This window comes from Amycolatopsis sp. NPDC003861, from assembly GCF_053605405.1.
Map to the genome: position 1 here is coordinate 1 of NZ_JBSGJD010000056.1, position 15673 is coordinate 15673.

Here is a 15673-nt window from a genome sequence, read left to right on the forward strand (position 1 = left end):
GTTGGACGCACCGAACGCCACATTGGGTGCGCTGGACGCAACCAACGCCACATTGGGGCGCTTCAGGCCTGGGGGACCCAGTTCGGCTTGCGCTTCTGAGCGAAGGCCAGGATGCCCTCCTGGCCTTCCTCGCTGGCGAAGAACTTCGCCGACAGGCCGAGCATCTCCTCGAAGCCGTCCGAGGGGGTCGCCGGGCGGGGACGGCTCAGCAGTGCCTTCGTCTCGGCCAGCGCCTTCGGGCCGCCCGCCGCCAGCGACTTCACGAACCGGGCCACTTCGGCGTCGAGGTCGTCGGTCGCCGAGTTCAGCAGGCCGATCTCGACCGCGCGGCGGGCGTCGAAGGTGTCGCCCGTCAGGAACAGCTCGTGCGCCGCGCGCGGGTCGAGGCGCGGGAGGACGGTCAGGGAGATGATGGCCGGGACGACGCCGATGCGGACTTCGGAGAAGGCGAACGTCGCTTCCGGGACCGCCACCGCGATGTCGCACGCAGCCACCATGCCGATGCCGCCCGCGCGGGCGGGGCCGGCCAGCCGGGCGACCACCGGCTTCGGGCTGGTCCACAGCTGTTCGAGGATCTTCGGGAACTCGTTCACGCCCTGGTCGCCCGCGCCGGCGCCGCGGGCCTCCTTGAGGTCCATCCCCGCGCAGAACACCGGCCCGGTGTGGGTCAGCACGATCACGCGGACGGCGTCGTCGGCGGCCGCCTTGGCCAGCGAGTCCGACAGTTCGCGGCGCAACTGGGCGGAGAGCGCGTTGCGGTTGTGCGGGGAGTCCAGGGTGATCGTGGCGGTGCCGCCCACCACGTCGTAGTGCACCAGTTCGTCAGCCATGCCGACACCCTTGCACATCCGCCTCGCCCGCCCGGTGTTACGCGGGGCACAGCCAATCGGCCTCACCCTGCCGGGCGGCGGCGGCCGGGGAGAAGTGCTGCTTCAGCGTGAACGCCTCGGGCGTCGGACCGTGGACGCGCAGGTGCTTGATCTTCGCTTCGGCGTCGGCGGTGGTCGGCCGGTACCCGGCGGGCACCCACCACAGCGCGGTCATCACGTCCCGGACGTGGTGGAACCACTCGCGGCGGCGCTTGAGGATCGCCAGGTGCTCGCCGGAGAACACGAAGTCCGCCAGCGCCTCCACCGACGTCCACACGGACATGTTGACCAGGATCCCGGACGTGCCGCGCACGTCCCATTCGAAGGCGCGGACCGAGGTCGCGTCGCCGTCCTCGGTCTGCAGCCGCCACACGAAGCCCGGCGCCCGGTCGGCGACGGCGTTGACCGGCTCCAGAGCGTCGACGAAGTCGCGGAAGGACTCGTCGTCGAGCGGCGCCTTCATCCGGCTGATGTTGACCTGAGCGAGTTCGAAGTTCCCCATGCGATCACCCTACGGACTTTCGCCCGTAGGGTGATCCGGTGCTCAGCCGATGGTCGTCGTGGTGAAGACCGGGCTGGGGTTGGGGAAGCAGGCCGTCGGCGCGGTGAGGTCGCCGATGATCGTGCTCGCCACCGCCTTGAACGTCAGGCCCGGGTCGGTGTAGCCGGTGCCGGCCAGCTTGGTCTGGATCGTGCCCGACTGGCCCGCCTTCAGGTGCGCAGTGACGGTGGGCAGTTCGAACGTCGCGCCGCCGGCGATCGGGCCGGGGAAGCTCAGCGTGGCGACGCCGTTCGCGACCGAGATCTTCGGCGGGGTGGCGCCCAGGCCGGAACCGCCCGCCAGATCCGCGCCGACGTACGACGAGTTCGCCGGGATCGGGATCTTGAGTGCGAAGGTGTTGATGTTCTTGACCTTGTTCCCGCTCACCGTGCCCGGCACGGTGTTCGGAGCGGGATCGATGACGACGTCGAACGCCCCGCCGGGAGCGACCGTGGCGGGCGCGCTGACGTCGGCGTCCTGGTTCAGCGCCACCTTCTGCGGCCCGACGATCGGCGCGTTGGCCTGGCAGTCGAAGGTGACGCTGGTGGCCGCCGACGCCGGAGCGGCGAGAGCGAGGGGGAGCACCGCGGCCGCGGTCAGCGCGGCGATCCGGGAAAAGTGAAGCGCTTTCATCTGTGTCCACCTACCTGCGGTTTCACGAGGGGAGGGAGGAAAGCTGCGCAGCCGACCCGATTGTTACCGGCAAGTTAAGTAGGACGTCAAGGATTCACCGTTCCCATACGCGCTGGGTAACAAAAATGTGAAAAAGGCTCGCCTTTTGGCGGTGTCAGGCGTACTGGCGGAGCAACCCGCTGACTGCGGAGGCGTACCGGCTGACCACGACGTCCGCGACGCGCGGGTCGTCCGCCAGCGGCTCGGCGACGAACGCGCCCGGGTCGGCTTCACGGGCCAGCCGGGCGATCCGGTCCGGCAGCAGGCCCGGCGCCAGGAACCACGACGCGACGACCAGGTGCCGCACGCCCCGCGTCCGCAACGCGGCCGCCGCGGTGGGGATGTCCGGCTGGGTGGCGGACGCGAACGCCTCGCTCACCGGGACACCCAACCGCTCTTCCCACCGCGCGGCCAGCGAAGCCACCACCGCGTTCGCGGAAGCGTTCGACGAACCGACCGCGCTGACCAGCACTCCCGTGCCCCCACGGTGAGGCGCCGCCGCCAGCCGGTCCAAGGCGACCGCCTCCAGCGCCGGGTCGGCGCCCAGCACGTCCGAAACCTGCACCCGGAAGCCCGGGCAGTCCGTGACGACCGAGTCGATCAACGCCGGCAGGTCGACCCGGGCGTGGAACGCGCTGCCCAGCAGCAACGGCACCACGACCGCCGTCCGGTGGCCGGAGTCGTACAACCCCCGCAGCACCTCCGTGACGAGCGGTGCCGAAAGGTCCAAAAAGGACTCGTGCACCGGCACGCCCGGGGCTTGGGCGCGCACGACGTCGACGAGCGCCCGCACGGTCGCCGCCGAGCGGGGGTCACGGCTGCCGTGCGCGACGGCGACCAGGGGAGGCGTCACGAGAAGCGCTCACCCACCAGGCCGGCCGCGAGGGTGTCGCCGTCCTTCGGGTCGATCACCAGGAACGCGCCGGTGCGCGGGCTGACGCCGTAGTCGTCGACGCCCAGCTCCTCGGCCAGCCGCAGCGTGACGCGGCCGATGTCGTTGAGCTCCAGCGACGCCGGCGAGTCCACACTGGACAGGGTCTGCTCGTCGAACCGCGCGTGCAGCTCGTCGACCAGCGCCTGCACCGTGCGGGTGCCGTGCTTGACCAGCACGCGCGCGCCCGGCTTCAGCGGCTTGGACGACAGCCAGCACAGCGTGCCGGTGATCTCGTCGGTGATCCGCGGCGGCGCGTCCGCGGCGGCGATCAGGTCGCCGCGGGAGATGTCGATGTCGTCGGTGAGCAGCAGCGTCACCGACGTCCCGGCGCCGGCCTCGGCCAGCGGTCCGTCCGCGGTGTCGATCCGTTCGACGCGGCTGCGGATGCCCTGCGGCAGCACGACGATCTCGTCGCCCGGCCGGACCGTGCCCGCCGCGATCTGGCCCGCGTAACCGCGGTAGTCGAGGTACTCCGGGGTGCGCGGCCGGATCACGTACTGCACCGGGAACCGCAGCGCGGAGTCGTGCGGGTCGGGTGCGACCGGCACGTCCTCCAGGTGCTCCAGCAGGCTCGGCCCGGTGTACCACGGCGTCCGCTCCGAGCGCGTCGCCACGTTGTCGCCTTCCAGCGCCGACACCGGGATGGCGAGCACGGACCCGCGCTCGTAGCCCAGTGAAAGGGCGTTCTCGGCGAACTCCTCGGCGATCACCGTGAACGTCGCCTCGTCGTAGCCGACCAGGTCGATCTTGTTCACCGCCAGCACCAGCTGCGGCACGCCCAGCAGGGCCAGCACGGCCGCGTGCCGCCGGGTCTGCTCGATGACGCCCTTGCGCGCGTCGACCAGCAGCACGGCCAGCTGCGCGGTGGACGCGCCGGTCACCGTGTTGCGCGTGTACTGCACGTGCCCCGGCGTGTCGGCCAGCACGAACGACCGCTTCGGCGTGGCGAAGTAGCGGTACGCGACGTCGATGGTGATGCCCTGCTCGCGCTCCGAGCGCAGGCCGTCGACGAGCAGCGAAAGATCCGGTGTGGACAGTCCCTTGTCGACGGACGCGCGGGTGACGGCGTCGAGCTGGTCGGCGAGCACCGACTTCGTGTCGTACAGCAGCCGGCCGACCAGGGTGGACTTGCCGTCGTCGACGCTCCCGGCGGTGGCCAGGCGCAGCAGCGAACTCATCAGAAGTACCCCTCACGCTTGCGGTCTTCCATGGCCGCCTCGGACATCCGGTCGTCGGCGCGGGTCGCGCCCCGCTCGGTGAGCCGCGAAGCCGACACCTCGGCGATCACCTCTTCGACGGTGGCCGCGGTGGATTCGATCGCGCCGGTGCACGAGCCGTCGCCGACGGTCCGGTAGCGGACGGTCAGCTCCCGGACCTCTTCGCCGGGCCGCGGGCCGCCCCACGGGCCCTCGGCCAGCAGCATCCCGTCGCGCAGGTAGACCTCGCGCTGGTGCGCGTAGTAGATCGACGGCAGCTCGACCTTCTCGCGGGCGATGTAGTTCCAGACGTCGGCCTCGGTCCAATTGGACAGCGGGAAGACGCGGACCTGCTCGCCCGGGCGGTGCCGCCCGTTGTAGAGGTTCCACAGCTCGGGCCGCTGCCGGCGCGGTTCCCACTGGCCGAAGGCGTTGCGGAGGCTGAAGATCCGCTCCTTGGCCCGGGCTCGTTCCTCGTCGCGGCGGCCGCCGCCGAAGACGGCGTCGAACTTGTTTTCGGCGATCGTGTCGAGCAGCGGCGTGGTCTGCAGCGGGTTGCGCATCCCGTCCGCGCGCTCTTCCAGGCGCCCGTCGTCGATCCAGTCCTGCACCTTCGCGACGACCAGGCGCAGGCCGTGGCGCGCGACGACGCGGTCACGGAACTCGATGACCTCGTCGAAGTTGTGCCCGGTGTCCACGTGCAGCAGCGGGAACGGCACCGGCGCCGGCCAGAACGCCTTGATCGCCAGGTGCAGCAGCAGCGTGGAATCCTTGCCGCCGGAGAACAGGATCACCGGGCGGTCGAACTCGCCGGCCACCTCCCGGAAGATGTGGATGGCCTCGGACTCCAAGGCCGCCAGGTTGTCTTGTGCCGCATCGGTCGCGGGCTCCAAGGTCGTCATGCGTCCCTTCCTCAGCCGTGCAGTCCGCACTCGGTCTTGCTCTGCCCCGCCCACCGGCCGCTGCGCGGGTCCTGCCCCGGCTCCACGCGAGCCGTGCAGGGCGCGCAGCCGATCGACAGGAACCCGATCGACACCAGCGGGTTCTCGAGAATCCCGTGCTCGCGGATGTAGCCGTTGAACTCGTCGTCGGTCCACGCCGCGATCGGGTTGATCTTGACCAGGCCGTTGCGGTCGTCCCAGGTGACGATCGGGGTGTTCGCGCGGGTCGGGGCGTCCACGCGCCGGACGCCGGTCACCCACGCCGAGTAGTTCGCGAGGGTCTTGCGCAGCGGCACGACCTTGCGCAGGTTGCAGCACAGCGTGGCGTCGCGGTCGTGCAGCTTCGGGCCGTACTCCGCGTCCTGCTCGGCGACGCTCTGCGCGGCCTGCGCGTTCACGATCTTCACGTCCGGGTAGACCGTCTGGACGGCGTCGCGCGTGCCGATCGTCTCCGGGAAGTGGTAACCGGTCTCCAGGAACAGAACGTCCACATCGGACTTCACCTTGGTGGCGAGGTCGATCAGCACGGCGTCCTGCATGTTGGACGCGACGATGAAGTCGTCGCCGAACGTGTCGACGGTCCAGCGCAGCGCTTCTTCCGCGGTCGCGTCGGCGAGTTCCCGCGAAGCGCGTTCGGCGAGGGTCTTGTAGTCGGCGGTGGCGGTCATCGGGATACCTCCGGAAGGGACAGTCCGAGGAACTTGACCGAGAAAACCCGGCGACAAGCAGAACACAGCCAGCCGCCGTTCTCTTCCGGCCGGAGGTCCTCGTCGCCGCAATAGGGGCAGTAGTACGGCGCCGCGCGTTCGGTCACTGGAGCGCGCTTTCGTCGGCGCGGGCAGCCCACTGCGCGAACCGCTCGCCGTCTTCGCGCCCGGCGACGTAATTGCGCACGACCCGTTCGACGTACCCGGTCAGCTCGCCCGAAGTCACCTTGTGGCCGCGCAGCTTCCGGCCGAACCCGGCGTCGAGGCCGAGCCCGCCGCCGAGGTGCACCTGGAAGCCCTCGACCTGGTTGCCGTCGGCGTCGGTGACGATCTGGCCCTTGAGGCCGATGTCCGCGGTCTGGATCCGCGCGCAGGAGTTGGGGCAGCCGTTGAGGTGCACGGTCACCGGCGTGTCGAGGCCGTCCTGGATGTCGGCGAGGGACTTCTCGAGGTCCGCGACGAGCTGCTGCGCGCGGGCCTTCGTCTCGACGATGGCGAGCTTGCAGAACTCCAGCCCGGTGCAGGCCATCACGCCGCGCCGCCACGGCGACGGCTTCGTCTCCAGCCCCAGTTCGGCCAGTTCGGCGGACAGGGTGGCGACCTGGGCCTCGGGGACGTCGAGCACGACGAGCTTCTGCTGCGGGGTGAGCCGCACCCGGCCGGAGCCGGCCCGCTCGGCGGCCTTGGCGACGGCGACCAGCGTGCCGCCGCTGGACCGGCCGGCGATCGGTGCGGCGCCGACGTAGAACTTGCCGTCGACCTGGGGGTGCACGCCGACGTGGTCGATCGGGACGGCCGGGTCCACCGGTGGCGGGCCGTCGATCAGCTCGCGCTTGAGGTACTCGTCCTGCAGCACCTGCCGGAACTTCTCCGCGCCCCAGTCCTTGACCAGGAACTTGATCCGGGCCCGCGAGCGCAGCCGCCGGTAGCCGTAGTCGCGGAAGATCGAGATGACGCCTTCCCAGACGTCCGGGACCTCGGCCAGGGGGATCCAGGCGCCGAGGCGCTGCCCGAGCATCGGGTTGGTGGACAGGCCGCCGCCGACCCAGACGTCGAAGCCGGGCCCGTGTTCGGGGTGGTCCACGCCGACGAAGGCGACGTCGTGGATCTCGTGGGCGACGTCGGGCTGGCCGGAGATCGCGGTCTTGAACTTGCGCGGCAGGTTGGCGAATTCCGGCTTGCCGATGTAGCGGCGCTTGATCTCCTCGATCGCCGGGGTGCCGTCGATCACCTCGGCCGCGGCGATGCCCGCGACCGGCGAGCCGAGGATGACGCGCGGGCTGTCGCCGCAGGCTTCCATCGTGGTCATGCCGGCGTTCTCGAGCTTGGCCCAGATCGCCGGGACGTCCTCGATCCGGATCCAGTGGTACTGGATGTTCTGCCGGTCGGTGATGTCGGCGGTGTCGCGCGCGTACGCCTGCGAGATCTCGCCGAGCACGGTGAGCTGCTCGGTGGTCAGCGCGCCGCCGTCGATGCGGACCCGCAGCATGAAGTAGCGGTCGTCGAGCTCCTCGGGCTCCAGCGTCGCCGTGCGGCCTCCGTCGATCCCCGGCTTGCGCTGGGTGTAGAGGCCGAACCAGCGGAACCGCCCGCGCAGGTCACCCGGGTCGATGGCGTCGAATCCGCGGTGGGCGTAGATGTTTTCGATGCGCGCCCGCACGTTGAGCGGGTGGTCGTCCTTCTTGGACCGCTCGTTCGGGTTCAGCGGCTCCCGGTAACCGAGCGCCCACTGCCCTTCACCGCGCTTCTGCTTGGCACGCGCGGGGCGGGCTGGGGTCTGGCGCGTGGGCGTGGTCATGAGGGTGTCCTCCGAGGCGGTTGGGAGGGCGTGGGCCGCGCGGCAGCGTTGCCGTGCGCGACCGGTGCCCGGTCCGTCGTGGTGGTGGCGGGGAGTCAGCGGGACACGACACAGAGTGCGCTCGCCACACGCCGGAGGTCGACGTGGCGGCGGGCCACCAGGCGGATTCCGGCGCGAGTCACGTCGCCAGCGTCTCACGTGCCCACAATGTGGTCGAGCCCCGTCCGGATGTTGGGACCGGGCTCACTCAAGCCGTCTACCTGGCCTTTTGACCGCGAACGCCGGTCCGCGGCCGCGGGGGCACCATGGTCGTCCAGTGGGCGAGGTTCGCGCGGGCGACCGCGGCCTCGGGGTGCTGGGGACCGAGCACCCGGTCGAACGTCGGCAGCAGTTCGGTGAGCTGGTCGCGCGCCTCGCCCGGATCGCCGGCTTCGCCGGTCCAGTGGGCCAGGTTGTGCCGGGTGGTGAGGGTGAAGGGGTGCAGCGCGCCGAGCAGGTTCCGGCAGGCGGGCAGCAGGCTGACGAACTCGTCGCGGGCTCGCGCCGGATCCCCGGCTTCGCCGGTCCAGTGGGCGAGGCTGCCGCGGACGGTGAACGTGTCGAGGTGGTGCGGGCCGAGCACCCGTTCGGTGATCGGGAGCAGCGCGAGGAACTCGTCACGCGCGGCGGTCGGCGAGCCGGTCCGGCCGATCCACTGGGCGAGACTGCCACGGACGGCGAGCGTGCCGGGATCTCGGTGGCCGAACAGCCGGACGTAGGTTTCGTGCAGGGCCGCATACTTCTCGCGGGCGCCCGCCGGATCGCCCGATTTCCCGCTCCAATTGGCGAGGTTGCCGAGCGCGGTCAGGGTGAGCGGGTGTTCGGGACCGAGCACCTCTTCGCAGACCGGCAGCAGTGCGGCGCACCCGGCGAGCGCGGTGGCGGTGTCGCCGGACACCGCCGTCCAGTACGCCAGGTTGTTGCGGGTGGTGAGGGTGACGGGGTGCCGCGGGCCCAGCACGGTTTCGCAGAGCGGGACCAGGGCCGCGAACTGCGCCTGCGCGTCGCCCGCGTTGCCGGCCTGCCCGGTGCGGTCGGCGAGGTCGAGGCGGGTGGCCAGGGTTTCGGGCGAGCCGGGATCGAGGTGCTCCAGCAGCGCCCGCAGGTGCGTGTGCACGACGTTCCACCGGTTCAGTGCCTCGGCGTCGTCCAGCACGCCCGGGGTGATCTCCAGCAGGAGCTCGTGGGCCGCCCGCGCCCAGTCGTCGGCCGTTCCCTCGGCCACCAGCTGTTCGCGGTTGACCGCCTGGAGCAGCCGGTGCACGTCGACCGCCTGCTGCCCGTCGGTCGTGGTGCACAGGCTGTAGGACAGCAGCTCGCCCACCGCCCGGTGCCGGGCCAGCTCGTTTTCGAGCAGCGGCCGCAGCCGGGGTTCCAGCGACGCCGGCAGCGCGATGTAGGCCGGGTCGGGGGGAGCCAGCAGCAGGCCGGCGGGAATCGCGTCGGGGGCGTAGCAGCACAGCAGGTTCAGCACCGCGCGGGCGGTCGCGGGGAGGCGCTCGATGGCCAGCTGCCAGGTGGTGGCCACGGTGTGCGGGTAGTCGTCGCCGAGCCGTCCTTCGCGGTGGAGCTCGGCGCGGTTCTTCCGGTACAGCCGCAGGTAGGTCCCCAGGTCGAGGGCGTTGGCGCGGGCGAACGACCCGGCCTGGACCAGCGCCAGCGGCAGCCGGTCCACTTCCCGCGCGAGGGCGACCGCGCGGGCGCGGTCGTCGTCCGGTTTCAACGAGAGGAGCAGGTCGGCGGCGGCGTCGAGGCCGAGCTTGGTCACGCGCACCAGCAGCGGGTCGGGCCAGTGCGTCGCCCGGCTGGTCACCAGCACCAGGCCGGTGCCCGCGGCCGGGATCAGCGGGGTGGCGGCGGCCGGTTCGGTGACGTTGTCGAGGACCAGCAGCCACGGCTTGGGCTGCCGGGCGAGCGCGGCGTGGGCCGCGGTCACCGCGTCCTGGATGTGCCGGGCCCCGTCCGGGTTCAGCAGTTCCAGCAGGGCGCGGAACTCCCGGTCGACTGCCGCCGGGTCCTCGGCGTGCACCCACCACACGACGCCGTAGTCCGCCCGGTGCCGGCCGGCGTACGCGCGGGCCAGGCTCGTCTTGCCGACGCCGCCGAGCCCGGCCAGCACCCGCACCACCGGGCGGCCGGGCCGGCCGGCGGCGGCCGCGTGCAGCCGCCGGAGTTCGTCGTCGCGGCCCACGATCGGGGCGAGCTGGTTGATCTGCGGCGACACCGGGGTGTCCGGGGCGAAGCCGGCGGTCCGGCCGGATGCGGCGACGAAGACCTGGCCCGCCGTGCCGATGGCGGTGCCGGAGTGGGCGGCGTGCAGCGAGCCGGACGCGGTCAGCCCTGCGACCGGTCCGGCCCCCGAGGGTCCCCGAGCGTCACCTGCCCGCCGGTCACGCCGCCGATCGAGATGCCGCCGTGGTCGGCGCGGACGTCACCGTGGACGACCACGGCGTGCGAGCCGGCGGTCGATTCCAGGCCGGCCACCGCTTGCTCGATCGCGGCGGTGAAGTCCGGGTCCTGCTCCACCGCGTCCTCGAGGGCCAGCCGGACCCGCGCCTGCGTCCGGGTGCCCACTTCGCCGGTCTTCGCGGCTTCGTCCCGCAGCTTCGCCAGCGCCGGATCGTCGCCCAGCTTGGCCGCGACCAGGTCGTGCAGCCGGTCGAGCCCCGCGTCGACGGCCCGATCGACTTCGGCGTCGACCCGCTTGCCCACCCGGCCCGCCTTGCGCACGGCCCACGCGATGAGCCAGCCGACCGCGACTTCGAGACCCGTCATACCGGAGAAGTCGCACGCGATTGCGGAGCGTTACGGCCGGGAATCTCGCTTGCATCCCGTATACCACTATGGTTAGAGTACTACAGACACAGTGATTTGAAGGAGGGGATCCGCTGATGCAGGTCAAGGGTTTCGGGGCGGGCTACCTGGTCGACGACGTCGCCGCGACCACCCGCTTCTACGCGGACGTCGTCGGCCTGCCGGTCACCGTCGAGCTCGACTGGTTCGCCAGCGTCAACGCCGGCGCGCCGGGGTACGAGATCAGCTTCGTGCAGCGGGGGCACGAGTCGGTGCCGCCGGCTCACCGCGCGCGGGAGACGGCCGGGCTGATGTTCGGCCTCGTCGTCGAAGACGCCCGCGCCGAGGCGAACCGGCTGGAGGAGGCGGGGGTCGAGCTGGTCACCCCGGTCATCGACGAGGTCTACGGGCAGCGGCACTTCTACGTCGCGGATCCGAACGGCGTGCTGCTCGACGTCATCGAGCTGATCCCGGTCGATCCGGACTGGGCGGCGGCCAACCTCCCGGCGTCGTAACAGGTGTTAACCCGATCGGCCCCTTGAGGCGACCGGGCGTGACGGGGTGGACAATTCGAGCGTGCCCCAGCTGCGTCCCGACCCCGCCACACCGATCGATCCGGCGTTGCCGGAAAGCGCGCTGAAGGGGCTGGGCAGCAGAGCGTTCGGGGTGTACGTGCACGTCCCGTTCTGCGCCACGCGCTGCGGGTACTGCGACTTCAACACCTACACCGCGGGCGAGCTCGACACCGGTTCGTCGCCGCAGTCCTGGCTCGAAGGGCTGCGGCGCGAACTCGAACTCGCCGCGCGCGTGCTCGTCGTGCCACCCGCCGCCGACACCGTGTTCGTCGGCGGCGGCACGCCGTCGCTGCTGGGCGCCGACGGGCTGCGGTCGGTGCTCGACGCCGTCCGCGACGTCTTCGGGCTGGCGCCGGGGGCCGAGGTGACGACGGAATCGAACCCGGAGTCGACGTCGCCGGAGTTCTTCGCCGGCATCCGCGAAGCGGGCTACACGCGGGTGTCGCTGGGCATGCAGTCGGCCGCGCCGCACGTGCTGAAGATCCTCGACCGCGTGCACACCCCGGGCCGCCCGGGCGCGGCGGCCGCCGAAGCGCGCGCGGCCGGGTTCGACCACGTGAACCTCGACGTGATCTACGGCACGCCGGGGGAGCGCGCCGACGACCTGCGGGCGACGCTCGACGCCGTGCTGGCCGCCGGCGTCGACCACGTCTCGGCGTATGCGCTGATCGTCGAGGAGGGCACGGCGCTGGCCCGCCGCGTCCGCCGGGGCGAGCTGCCGGCGCCGGACGACGACGTCCTCGCCGCGGACTACGAGATGATCGACGCCATGCTGTCCTCGGCCGGGCTGCGCTGGTACGAGGTGTCGAACTGGGCGGCGTCCGACGCGGCCCGCTGCCGGCACAACCTCGGCTACTGGCGGGGTGACGACTGGTGGGGCGCCGGTCCGGGCGCGCACAGCCACGTCGGCGGAGTGCGCTGGTGGAACGTCAAGCACCCGGCCCGGTATGCCGCGCTGCTCGCCGCCGGCGACTCGCCCGCGGGCGGGCGCGAGGTGCTCACCGACGACGACCAGCACCTCGAGCGGATCATGCTCGAGCTGCGCGTCGCCGAGGGGCTGCCGCTCGACGTGCTCGACGAGCCGGGGCTGGCCGAGGCGCGGGCGGCCGCGGCCGAGGGGCTGCTCGATCCGTCCGCTTTGGACTCCCGGGGCCGCGCGGTGCTCACCGACCGCGGCCGGCTGCTGGCCGACGGCGTGGTCCGCCGCCTCGCCGGGTAGGGATTAAAACCGGGAGCCGGGTCGTTGCTTGTATTCAGCAACGACTTAGAGGAGGCCCCATGGCGCGCGCGATCAGGTTCGACGAATACGGCGACGTGGAGGTCCTGCGGGTCGAGGACGTCCCCCGGCCGGTCCCAGGACCGGGCCAGGTGCTCGTCGAGGTGCGGGCCGCCGGGATCAATCCGGGCGAGGCCGCCATCCGGCAGGGATTCCTGCACGAACGCTTCCCGGCGACGTTCCCTTCGGGACAGGGCAGCGACTTCGCGGGGGTTGTCGCTTCGCTCGGCGAAGGCGTCTCGGACATCGCTGTCGGCGACGAGGTGATCGGGTTCGTCGACACGCGGTCGAGCCACGCCGAGTTCGTCGTCGCCGAGGCCGAGAACCTCACGCCGCGGCCGGACGGTGTGCCGTGGGAGGTCGCCGGTTCGCTGTTCGTCGCCGGCACGACCGCGTACGCCGCGGTGGCCGCGGTCTGCCCGCGAGAGGGTGACACCGTCGTCGTCTCGGGCGCCGCGGGCGGGGTCGGCTCCCTGGCTGTCCAGCTCGCGAAGCTGGCCGGGGCCACGGTGATCGGCCTGGCCGGCGAGGCGAACCACGAGTGGCTGCGCGGGCTCGGCGTCATCCCGGTCGCCTACGGCGAGGGCGTGCTGTCGCGGATCCGGGAAGCCGCGCCTTCCGGCGTGCACGCGTTCGTGGACACCTTCGGCTCCGGGTACGTGGAACTGGCGCTCCACCTGGGCATCCACCCGGGACGGATCGACACGATCATCGACTGGGCCGCGGCCGAGAAGTACAACGTCAAGACCGACGGCAACGCGGCGGGCGCGTCGGCCGACGTCCTGCGCGAGCTGGGTCTGCTGCTGGACAAGGGATTGCTGGAGCTGCCGATCGCCCGGGTGTTTCCGCTGGAGGAGGTCCGGGACGCCTACCGCGAGCTGGAGCAGCGGCACACCCGCGGCAAGATCGTGTTGCGGCCCTAGTTCTTCGCCAGGACCTTCAGCCCGGCGAGGTACGCCTCGAGCGCGAACTCGAGGCGTTCCTTCGCCGTTTCCGCGGAAAAGAACTCGCCGGCCTGCAGCAGGTTGGGGAACGACTCGGCGGGCAGTGACCGCATGTACGCGACCATCTGCTTGCCGCGTTCGCCGGCTTCGGCCTGGTCGATCTCGCCCCACGTCCAGCCGCTTGCTTCGTACGCGTACGCCTTGGCGTAAAGGGAAAGCGCGTCGCCCGCGAAGGTTGCCTGCTTGAGCGTCAGCCCACCGGCGCGAAGCAGGGCGAGCATGCCCTCGCCCTGCTTCAGCGAGTTGGGCGTGACCGGTACGGCGATGTCCCACGCGATGCGCGCGATGCCGCGGTGCGCGGCCATCACCTGGATCTGGTCGCGGACGAGGTCCTTGACCTGCTCGTCCCAGCGTGCCGGGTCCGGCTCGGGGACCAGCACGTCGGCGAGCACGGCGTCGAGCATCAGCTCCGCCAGTTCTTCCTTGTTCGACACGTGCGCGTAGAGCGAGGCGGGCCCGGTCTCCAGTTCCTGGGCGATCCGCCGCATGGTGACCGCGTCGAACCCCTCGTCGTCCAGGACGATCAAGGCCGCTCGGACGATCGAGGCCTGGGAAAGAACGGGTTTCGCGGCACGGCGGCGGGGAGCGCTGCGCCACGGCGGCGGGGGAACGGTCACCCGAACACTGTACTTGACGCGAACGGCGTTCGAGAGTAGAACGGTGTTCGTGAGGCGAACGATGTTCGCAGGGGCTGTTTCAAGGGGGTCGTGATGACTGCTGTTGCCGAAGTTCGCGGGGTGCTGGGCCGGCTTGCCGACGCGTGGAACGCCGGTGATGCCGCCGCATACGGGCGGCTCTTCACCGAAGATGCGGACTACGTGACGTTCTTCGGGATGAACTTCCCGGGCCGGGAAGCGATCGAGAGCTCGCACCGGGCGCTGTTCGCGGGGCCGTTGCGAGGGTCGAAGCTGACCGGGTCGCTCGGCGGGGAAGCGAAGGTGCGGTTCGTCCGGCCGGATGTCGCGGTGGCGGTCGTCGGCGGCGGTTCGTCGCTGTCCGGGGCGGCGGTCGCCGACGAAGGGCGCGAGTCGACCGTGTCCTTCGTGCTCGTCCGGGAGGAGGGCGAGTGGCTGATCACGGCGTTCCAGAACACGCGGGTTTCGGATCCACGCGGGTGAAAACGCTTGCGGAGGCGTCGGGGGTGGTCGCGCGGCCGCCCGCCGAGGTGTTCGAACGGCTGCGGCTGATGCTGGGCGGCGGTGGCCACCCGATGCGGATGGAGGTCGACCGAGAGCGCGGGTTCGTCGCGGTGCAGGGCGGCTGGTGGTACCGGGGCGAGTACCGCGTCACGGCCGATCCGGCGGGGGCGCGCGTCGAGCACCGGGTGGTCAACGCGGCGTCGTGGGGCCGATGGGGAGTGCCGTTGGCGAACCGGTTTTTCTTCGGGTTCCGGAAGGAGGTGACCAGGGGATTCGGGAGGTTGCTCGCGGAACTGACCACACCTGAGTAGCCCCGTGCCGATTTCGGCGCGTAGGCTGACTTAGGTAAGCCTTAGCGATGGTTGGAGTGGCCGATGGCTGAAGCACCCCGGCGGTCCGGGCGTCCCGCGGCGCGGCTGCGGGTGCTGCGGACCGAGCGGCTGACCCCGCACATGATCCGGATCGTCGCGGGCGGCGAGGGGATCGCGCAGTTCACGCCGAACGAATTCACCGACGCCTACGTGAAGGTGCTGTTCAAGGTCCCCGGGGTCGAGTACCCGGAGCCGTTCGACGTCCAGGAGTGCCGGGCGACGATGCCGCGCGAGCACTGGCCGCGGCAGCGTTCGTACACGGTGCGCGCGTTCGACGCGCAGGCCGGCGAGCTCGTCCTCGACTTCGTCCACCACGGTGACGAGGGCATCGCGGGTCCGTGGGCGGCCTCGGCCCAGCCGGGTGACGAGCTGCTGGTGCTGGGCCCGGGCGGGGCGTACGCGCCCGGCGCCGAGGCGGACTGGCACCTGCTGGCGGGGGACGAAAGCGCGTTGCCGGCCATCGCATCGTCGCTCGAAGCGCTGCCCGCCGGCGTCCCGGCCCACGCGGTGATCCTGGTCGAAAACGAGGCCGAGGAGCAGCCGCTGGTCACGAAGGCGGACGCGCAGATCACGTGGCTGCACCGGGCATCGGGCGGCGACGTCGCGGCGGCGGTGCGCGAGCTGCCGTGGCCCGAGGGCGTCGTCCAGGCGTTCGTCCACGGCGAGGCGGGCTTCGTGCGCGAGCTGCGGCGCTACCTGCTCGACGAGCGCGGCGTGCAGCGCGAGCTGCTGTCGATTTCGGGCTACTGGCGCTACGGCAAGAACGACGAGGCGTGGCGCGAGGAGAAGGCGGCCGAGCGGGCGCGGGAGAAGTAGCC

The 15673-nt window shown here is 71.6% G+C and carries 19 protein-coding genes; 6 read left to right on the top strand and 13 right to left on the bottom strand.

What is annotated here, in order from left to right:
* Window positions 1-62: 62 nt before the first annotated feature.
* The 12 genes from ACWEVN_RS16580 to ACWEVN_RS16635 all read right to left on the bottom strand — a co-directional run bounded on the left by ACWEVN_RS16580 (window position 63) and on the right by ACWEVN_RS16635 (window position 10472).
* Window positions 63-830 carry an enoyl-CoA hydratase family protein gene (locus ACWEVN_RS16580; RefSeq protein ID WP_449686550.1) on the bottom strand — a complete coding sequence of 256 codons (768 nt, stop codon included), beginning with the start codon at window positions 828-830 and terminating at the stop codon, window positions 63-65.
* Between the two features lie 37 nt (window positions 831-867).
* Window positions 868-1371, bottom strand: a complete 504-nt coding sequence (locus ACWEVN_RS16585; protein WP_449686551.1) for a DUF3291 domain-containing protein — start codon at window positions 1369-1371, stop codon at window positions 868-870.
* A 42-nt stretch (window positions 1372-1413) separates the two neighbouring features.
* Window positions 1414-2043, bottom strand: coding sequence for a cyclase (locus tag ACWEVN_RS16590; RefSeq protein ID WP_452051817.1), 630 nt, complete (start codon window positions 2041-2043; stop codon window positions 1414-1416).
* 154 nt (window positions 2044-2197) lie between these two features.
* Window positions 2198-2935 (bottom strand): sirohydrochlorin chelatase, encoded by a 738-nt coding sequence (locus ACWEVN_RS16595; protein ID WP_452051818.1) that lies wholly within the window; start codon window positions 2933-2935, stop codon window positions 2198-2200.
* A complete protein-coding gene (locus tag ACWEVN_RS16600; protein WP_452051819.1) occupies window positions 2932-4194 on the bottom strand; it encodes a sulfate adenylyltransferase subunit 1 in 1263 nt (420 codons plus the stop codon). The genes ACWEVN_RS16595 and ACWEVN_RS16600 overlap by 4 nt, the downstream gene beginning before the upstream one ends.
* A complete protein-coding gene (gene cysD, locus ACWEVN_RS16605; RefSeq protein WP_452051820.1) occupies window positions 4194-5114 on the bottom strand; it encodes a sulfate adenylyltransferase subunit CysD in 921 nt (306 codons plus the stop codon). Before cysD ends, ACWEVN_RS16600 begins: the two co-directional genes overlap by 1 nt.
* Before the next feature lie 11 nt (window positions 5115-5125).
* Complete coding sequence (locus ACWEVN_RS16610) at window positions 5126-5821, bottom strand: phosphoadenylyl-sulfate reductase (RefSeq protein WP_449686555.1); 696 nt, start codon at window positions 5819-5821, stop codon at window positions 5126-5128.
* Entirely contained in the window at window positions 5818-5967 is a 150-nt protein-coding gene (locus ACWEVN_RS16615) for an eL43 family ribosomal protein (protein ID WP_086860657.1), read from the bottom strand. The genes ACWEVN_RS16610 and ACWEVN_RS16615 overlap by 4 nt, the downstream gene beginning before the upstream one ends.
* Window positions 5964-7658: a nitrite/sulfite reductase gene (locus ACWEVN_RS16620; protein ID WP_449686556.1), complete on the bottom strand. Its 1695-nt coding sequence runs from the start codon at window positions 7656-7658 to the stop codon at window positions 5964-5966. The genes ACWEVN_RS16615 and ACWEVN_RS16620 overlap by 4 nt, the downstream gene beginning before the upstream one ends.
* Before the next feature lie 95 nt (window positions 7659-7753).
* A complete protein-coding gene (locus tag ACWEVN_RS16625) occupies window positions 7754-7840 on the bottom strand; it encodes a putative leader peptide (RefSeq protein WP_396136942.1) in 87 nt (28 codons plus the stop codon).
* A 74-nt stretch (window positions 7841-7914) separates the two neighbouring features.
* Window positions 7915-9921, bottom strand: a complete 2007-nt coding sequence (locus tag ACWEVN_RS16630; protein WP_452051821.1) for a tetratricopeptide repeat protein — start codon at window positions 9919-9921, stop codon at window positions 7915-7917.
* 110 nt (window positions 9922-10031) lie between these two features.
* Entirely contained in the window at window positions 10032-10472 is a 441-nt protein-coding gene (locus ACWEVN_RS16635) for a hypothetical protein (RefSeq protein ID WP_449686559.1), read from the bottom strand.
* Between the two features lie 116 nt (window positions 10473-10588).
* Between ACWEVN_RS16635 and ACWEVN_RS16640 the strand changes: the two genes are divergently transcribed.
* Genes ACWEVN_RS16640 through ACWEVN_RS16650 form a run of 3 tightly spaced genes read left to right on the top strand, consistent with a single transcriptional unit; the run spans window position 10589 to window position 13264 of the window.
* Window positions 10589-11005 carry a VOC family protein gene (locus ACWEVN_RS16640; RefSeq protein ID WP_452051822.1) on the top strand — a complete coding sequence of 139 codons (417 nt, stop codon included), beginning with the start codon at window positions 10589-10591 and terminating at the stop codon, window positions 11003-11005.
* A 46-nt stretch (window positions 11006-11051) separates the two neighbouring features.
* Complete coding sequence (gene hemW, locus ACWEVN_RS16645) at window positions 11052-12284, top strand: radical SAM family heme chaperone HemW (protein WP_449686561.1); 1233 nt, start codon at window positions 11052-11054, stop codon at window positions 12282-12284.
* Window positions 12285-12343: 59 nt separating this feature from the next.
* A complete protein-coding gene (locus ACWEVN_RS16650) occupies window positions 12344-13264 on the top strand; it encodes an NADP-dependent oxidoreductase (protein WP_452051823.1) in 921 nt (306 codons plus the stop codon).
* Here ACWEVN_RS16650 and ACWEVN_RS16655 read toward each other — a convergent pair.
* Window positions 13261-13962: a TetR/AcrR family transcriptional regulator gene (locus ACWEVN_RS16655; RefSeq protein ID WP_452051824.1), complete on the bottom strand. Its 702-nt coding sequence runs from the start codon at window positions 13960-13962 to the stop codon at window positions 13261-13263. The two genes, ACWEVN_RS16650 and ACWEVN_RS16655, sit on opposite strands and share 4 nt — an antisense overlap.
* Before the next feature lie 90 nt (window positions 13963-14052).
* Here ACWEVN_RS16655 and ACWEVN_RS16660 point away from each other — a divergent pair, with 90 nt between their 5' ends.
* The 3 genes from ACWEVN_RS16660 (at window position 14053) to ACWEVN_RS16670 (ending at window position 15671) form a co-directional block, all read left to right on the top strand.
* Window positions 14053-14463: an SgcJ/EcaC family oxidoreductase gene (locus tag ACWEVN_RS16660; RefSeq protein WP_452051825.1), complete on the top strand. Its 411-nt coding sequence runs from the start codon at window positions 14053-14055 to the stop codon at window positions 14461-14463.
* A complete protein-coding gene (locus tag ACWEVN_RS16665; protein ID WP_452051826.1) occupies window positions 14460-14795 on the top strand; it encodes a hypothetical protein in 336 nt (111 codons plus the stop codon). The genes ACWEVN_RS16660 and ACWEVN_RS16665 overlap by 4 nt, the downstream gene beginning before the upstream one ends.
* 63 nt (window positions 14796-14858) lie before the next feature.
* The gene (locus ACWEVN_RS16670; RefSeq protein ID WP_452051827.1) at window positions 14859-15671 is read left to right on the top strand and encodes a siderophore-interacting protein; all 813 of its coding nucleotides are present in this window, start codon (window positions 14859-14861) and stop codon (window positions 15669-15671) included.
* The last annotated feature ends 2 nt before the right edge of the window (window positions 15672-15673 follow it).

Bases quoted from the DNA above. Each gene is read 5' to 3' on its own strand.
- ACWEVN_RS16580 (WP_449686550.1), bottom strand. From the start codon at position 830: ATGGCTGACGAACTGGTGCACTACGACGTGGTGGGCGGCACCGCCACG.
- ACWEVN_RS16585 (WP_449686551.1), bottom strand. From the start codon at position 1,371: ATGGGGAACTTCGAACTCGCTCAGGTCAACATCAGCCGGATGAAGGCG.
- ACWEVN_RS16590 (WP_452051817.1), bottom strand. From the start codon at position 2,043: ATGAAAGCGCTTCACTTTTCCCGGATCGCCGCGCTGACCGCGGCCGCG.
- ACWEVN_RS16600 (WP_452051819.1), bottom strand. From the start codon at position 4,194: ATGAGTTCGCTGCTGCGCCTGGCCACCGCCGGGAGCGTCGACGACGGC.
- cysD (WP_452051820.1), bottom strand. From the start codon at position 5,114: ATGACGACCTTGGAGCCCGCGACCGATGCGGCACAAGACAACCTGGCG.
- ACWEVN_RS16610 (WP_449686555.1), bottom strand. From the start codon at position 5,821: ATGACCGCCACCGCCGACTACAAGACCCTCGCCGAACGCGCTTCGCGG.
- ACWEVN_RS16620 (WP_449686556.1), bottom strand. From the start codon at position 7,658: ATGACCACGCCCACGCGCCAGACCCCAGCCCGCCCCGCGCGTGCCAAG.
- ACWEVN_RS16635 (WP_449686559.1), bottom strand. From the start codon at position 10,472: ATGACGGGTCTCGAAGTCGCGGTCGGCTGGCTCATCGCGTGGGCCGTG.
- ACWEVN_RS16640 (WP_452051822.1), top strand. From the start codon at position 10,589: ATGCAGGTCAAGGGTTTCGGGGCGGGCTACCTGGTCGACGACGTCGCC.
- ACWEVN_RS16650 (WP_452051823.1), top strand. From the start codon at position 12,344: ATGGCGCGCGCGATCAGGTTCGACGAATACGGCGACGTGGAGGTCCTG.
- ACWEVN_RS16670 (WP_452051827.1), top strand. From the start codon at position 14,859: ATGGCTGAAGCACCCCGGCGGTCCGGGCGTCCCGCGGCGCGGCTGCGG.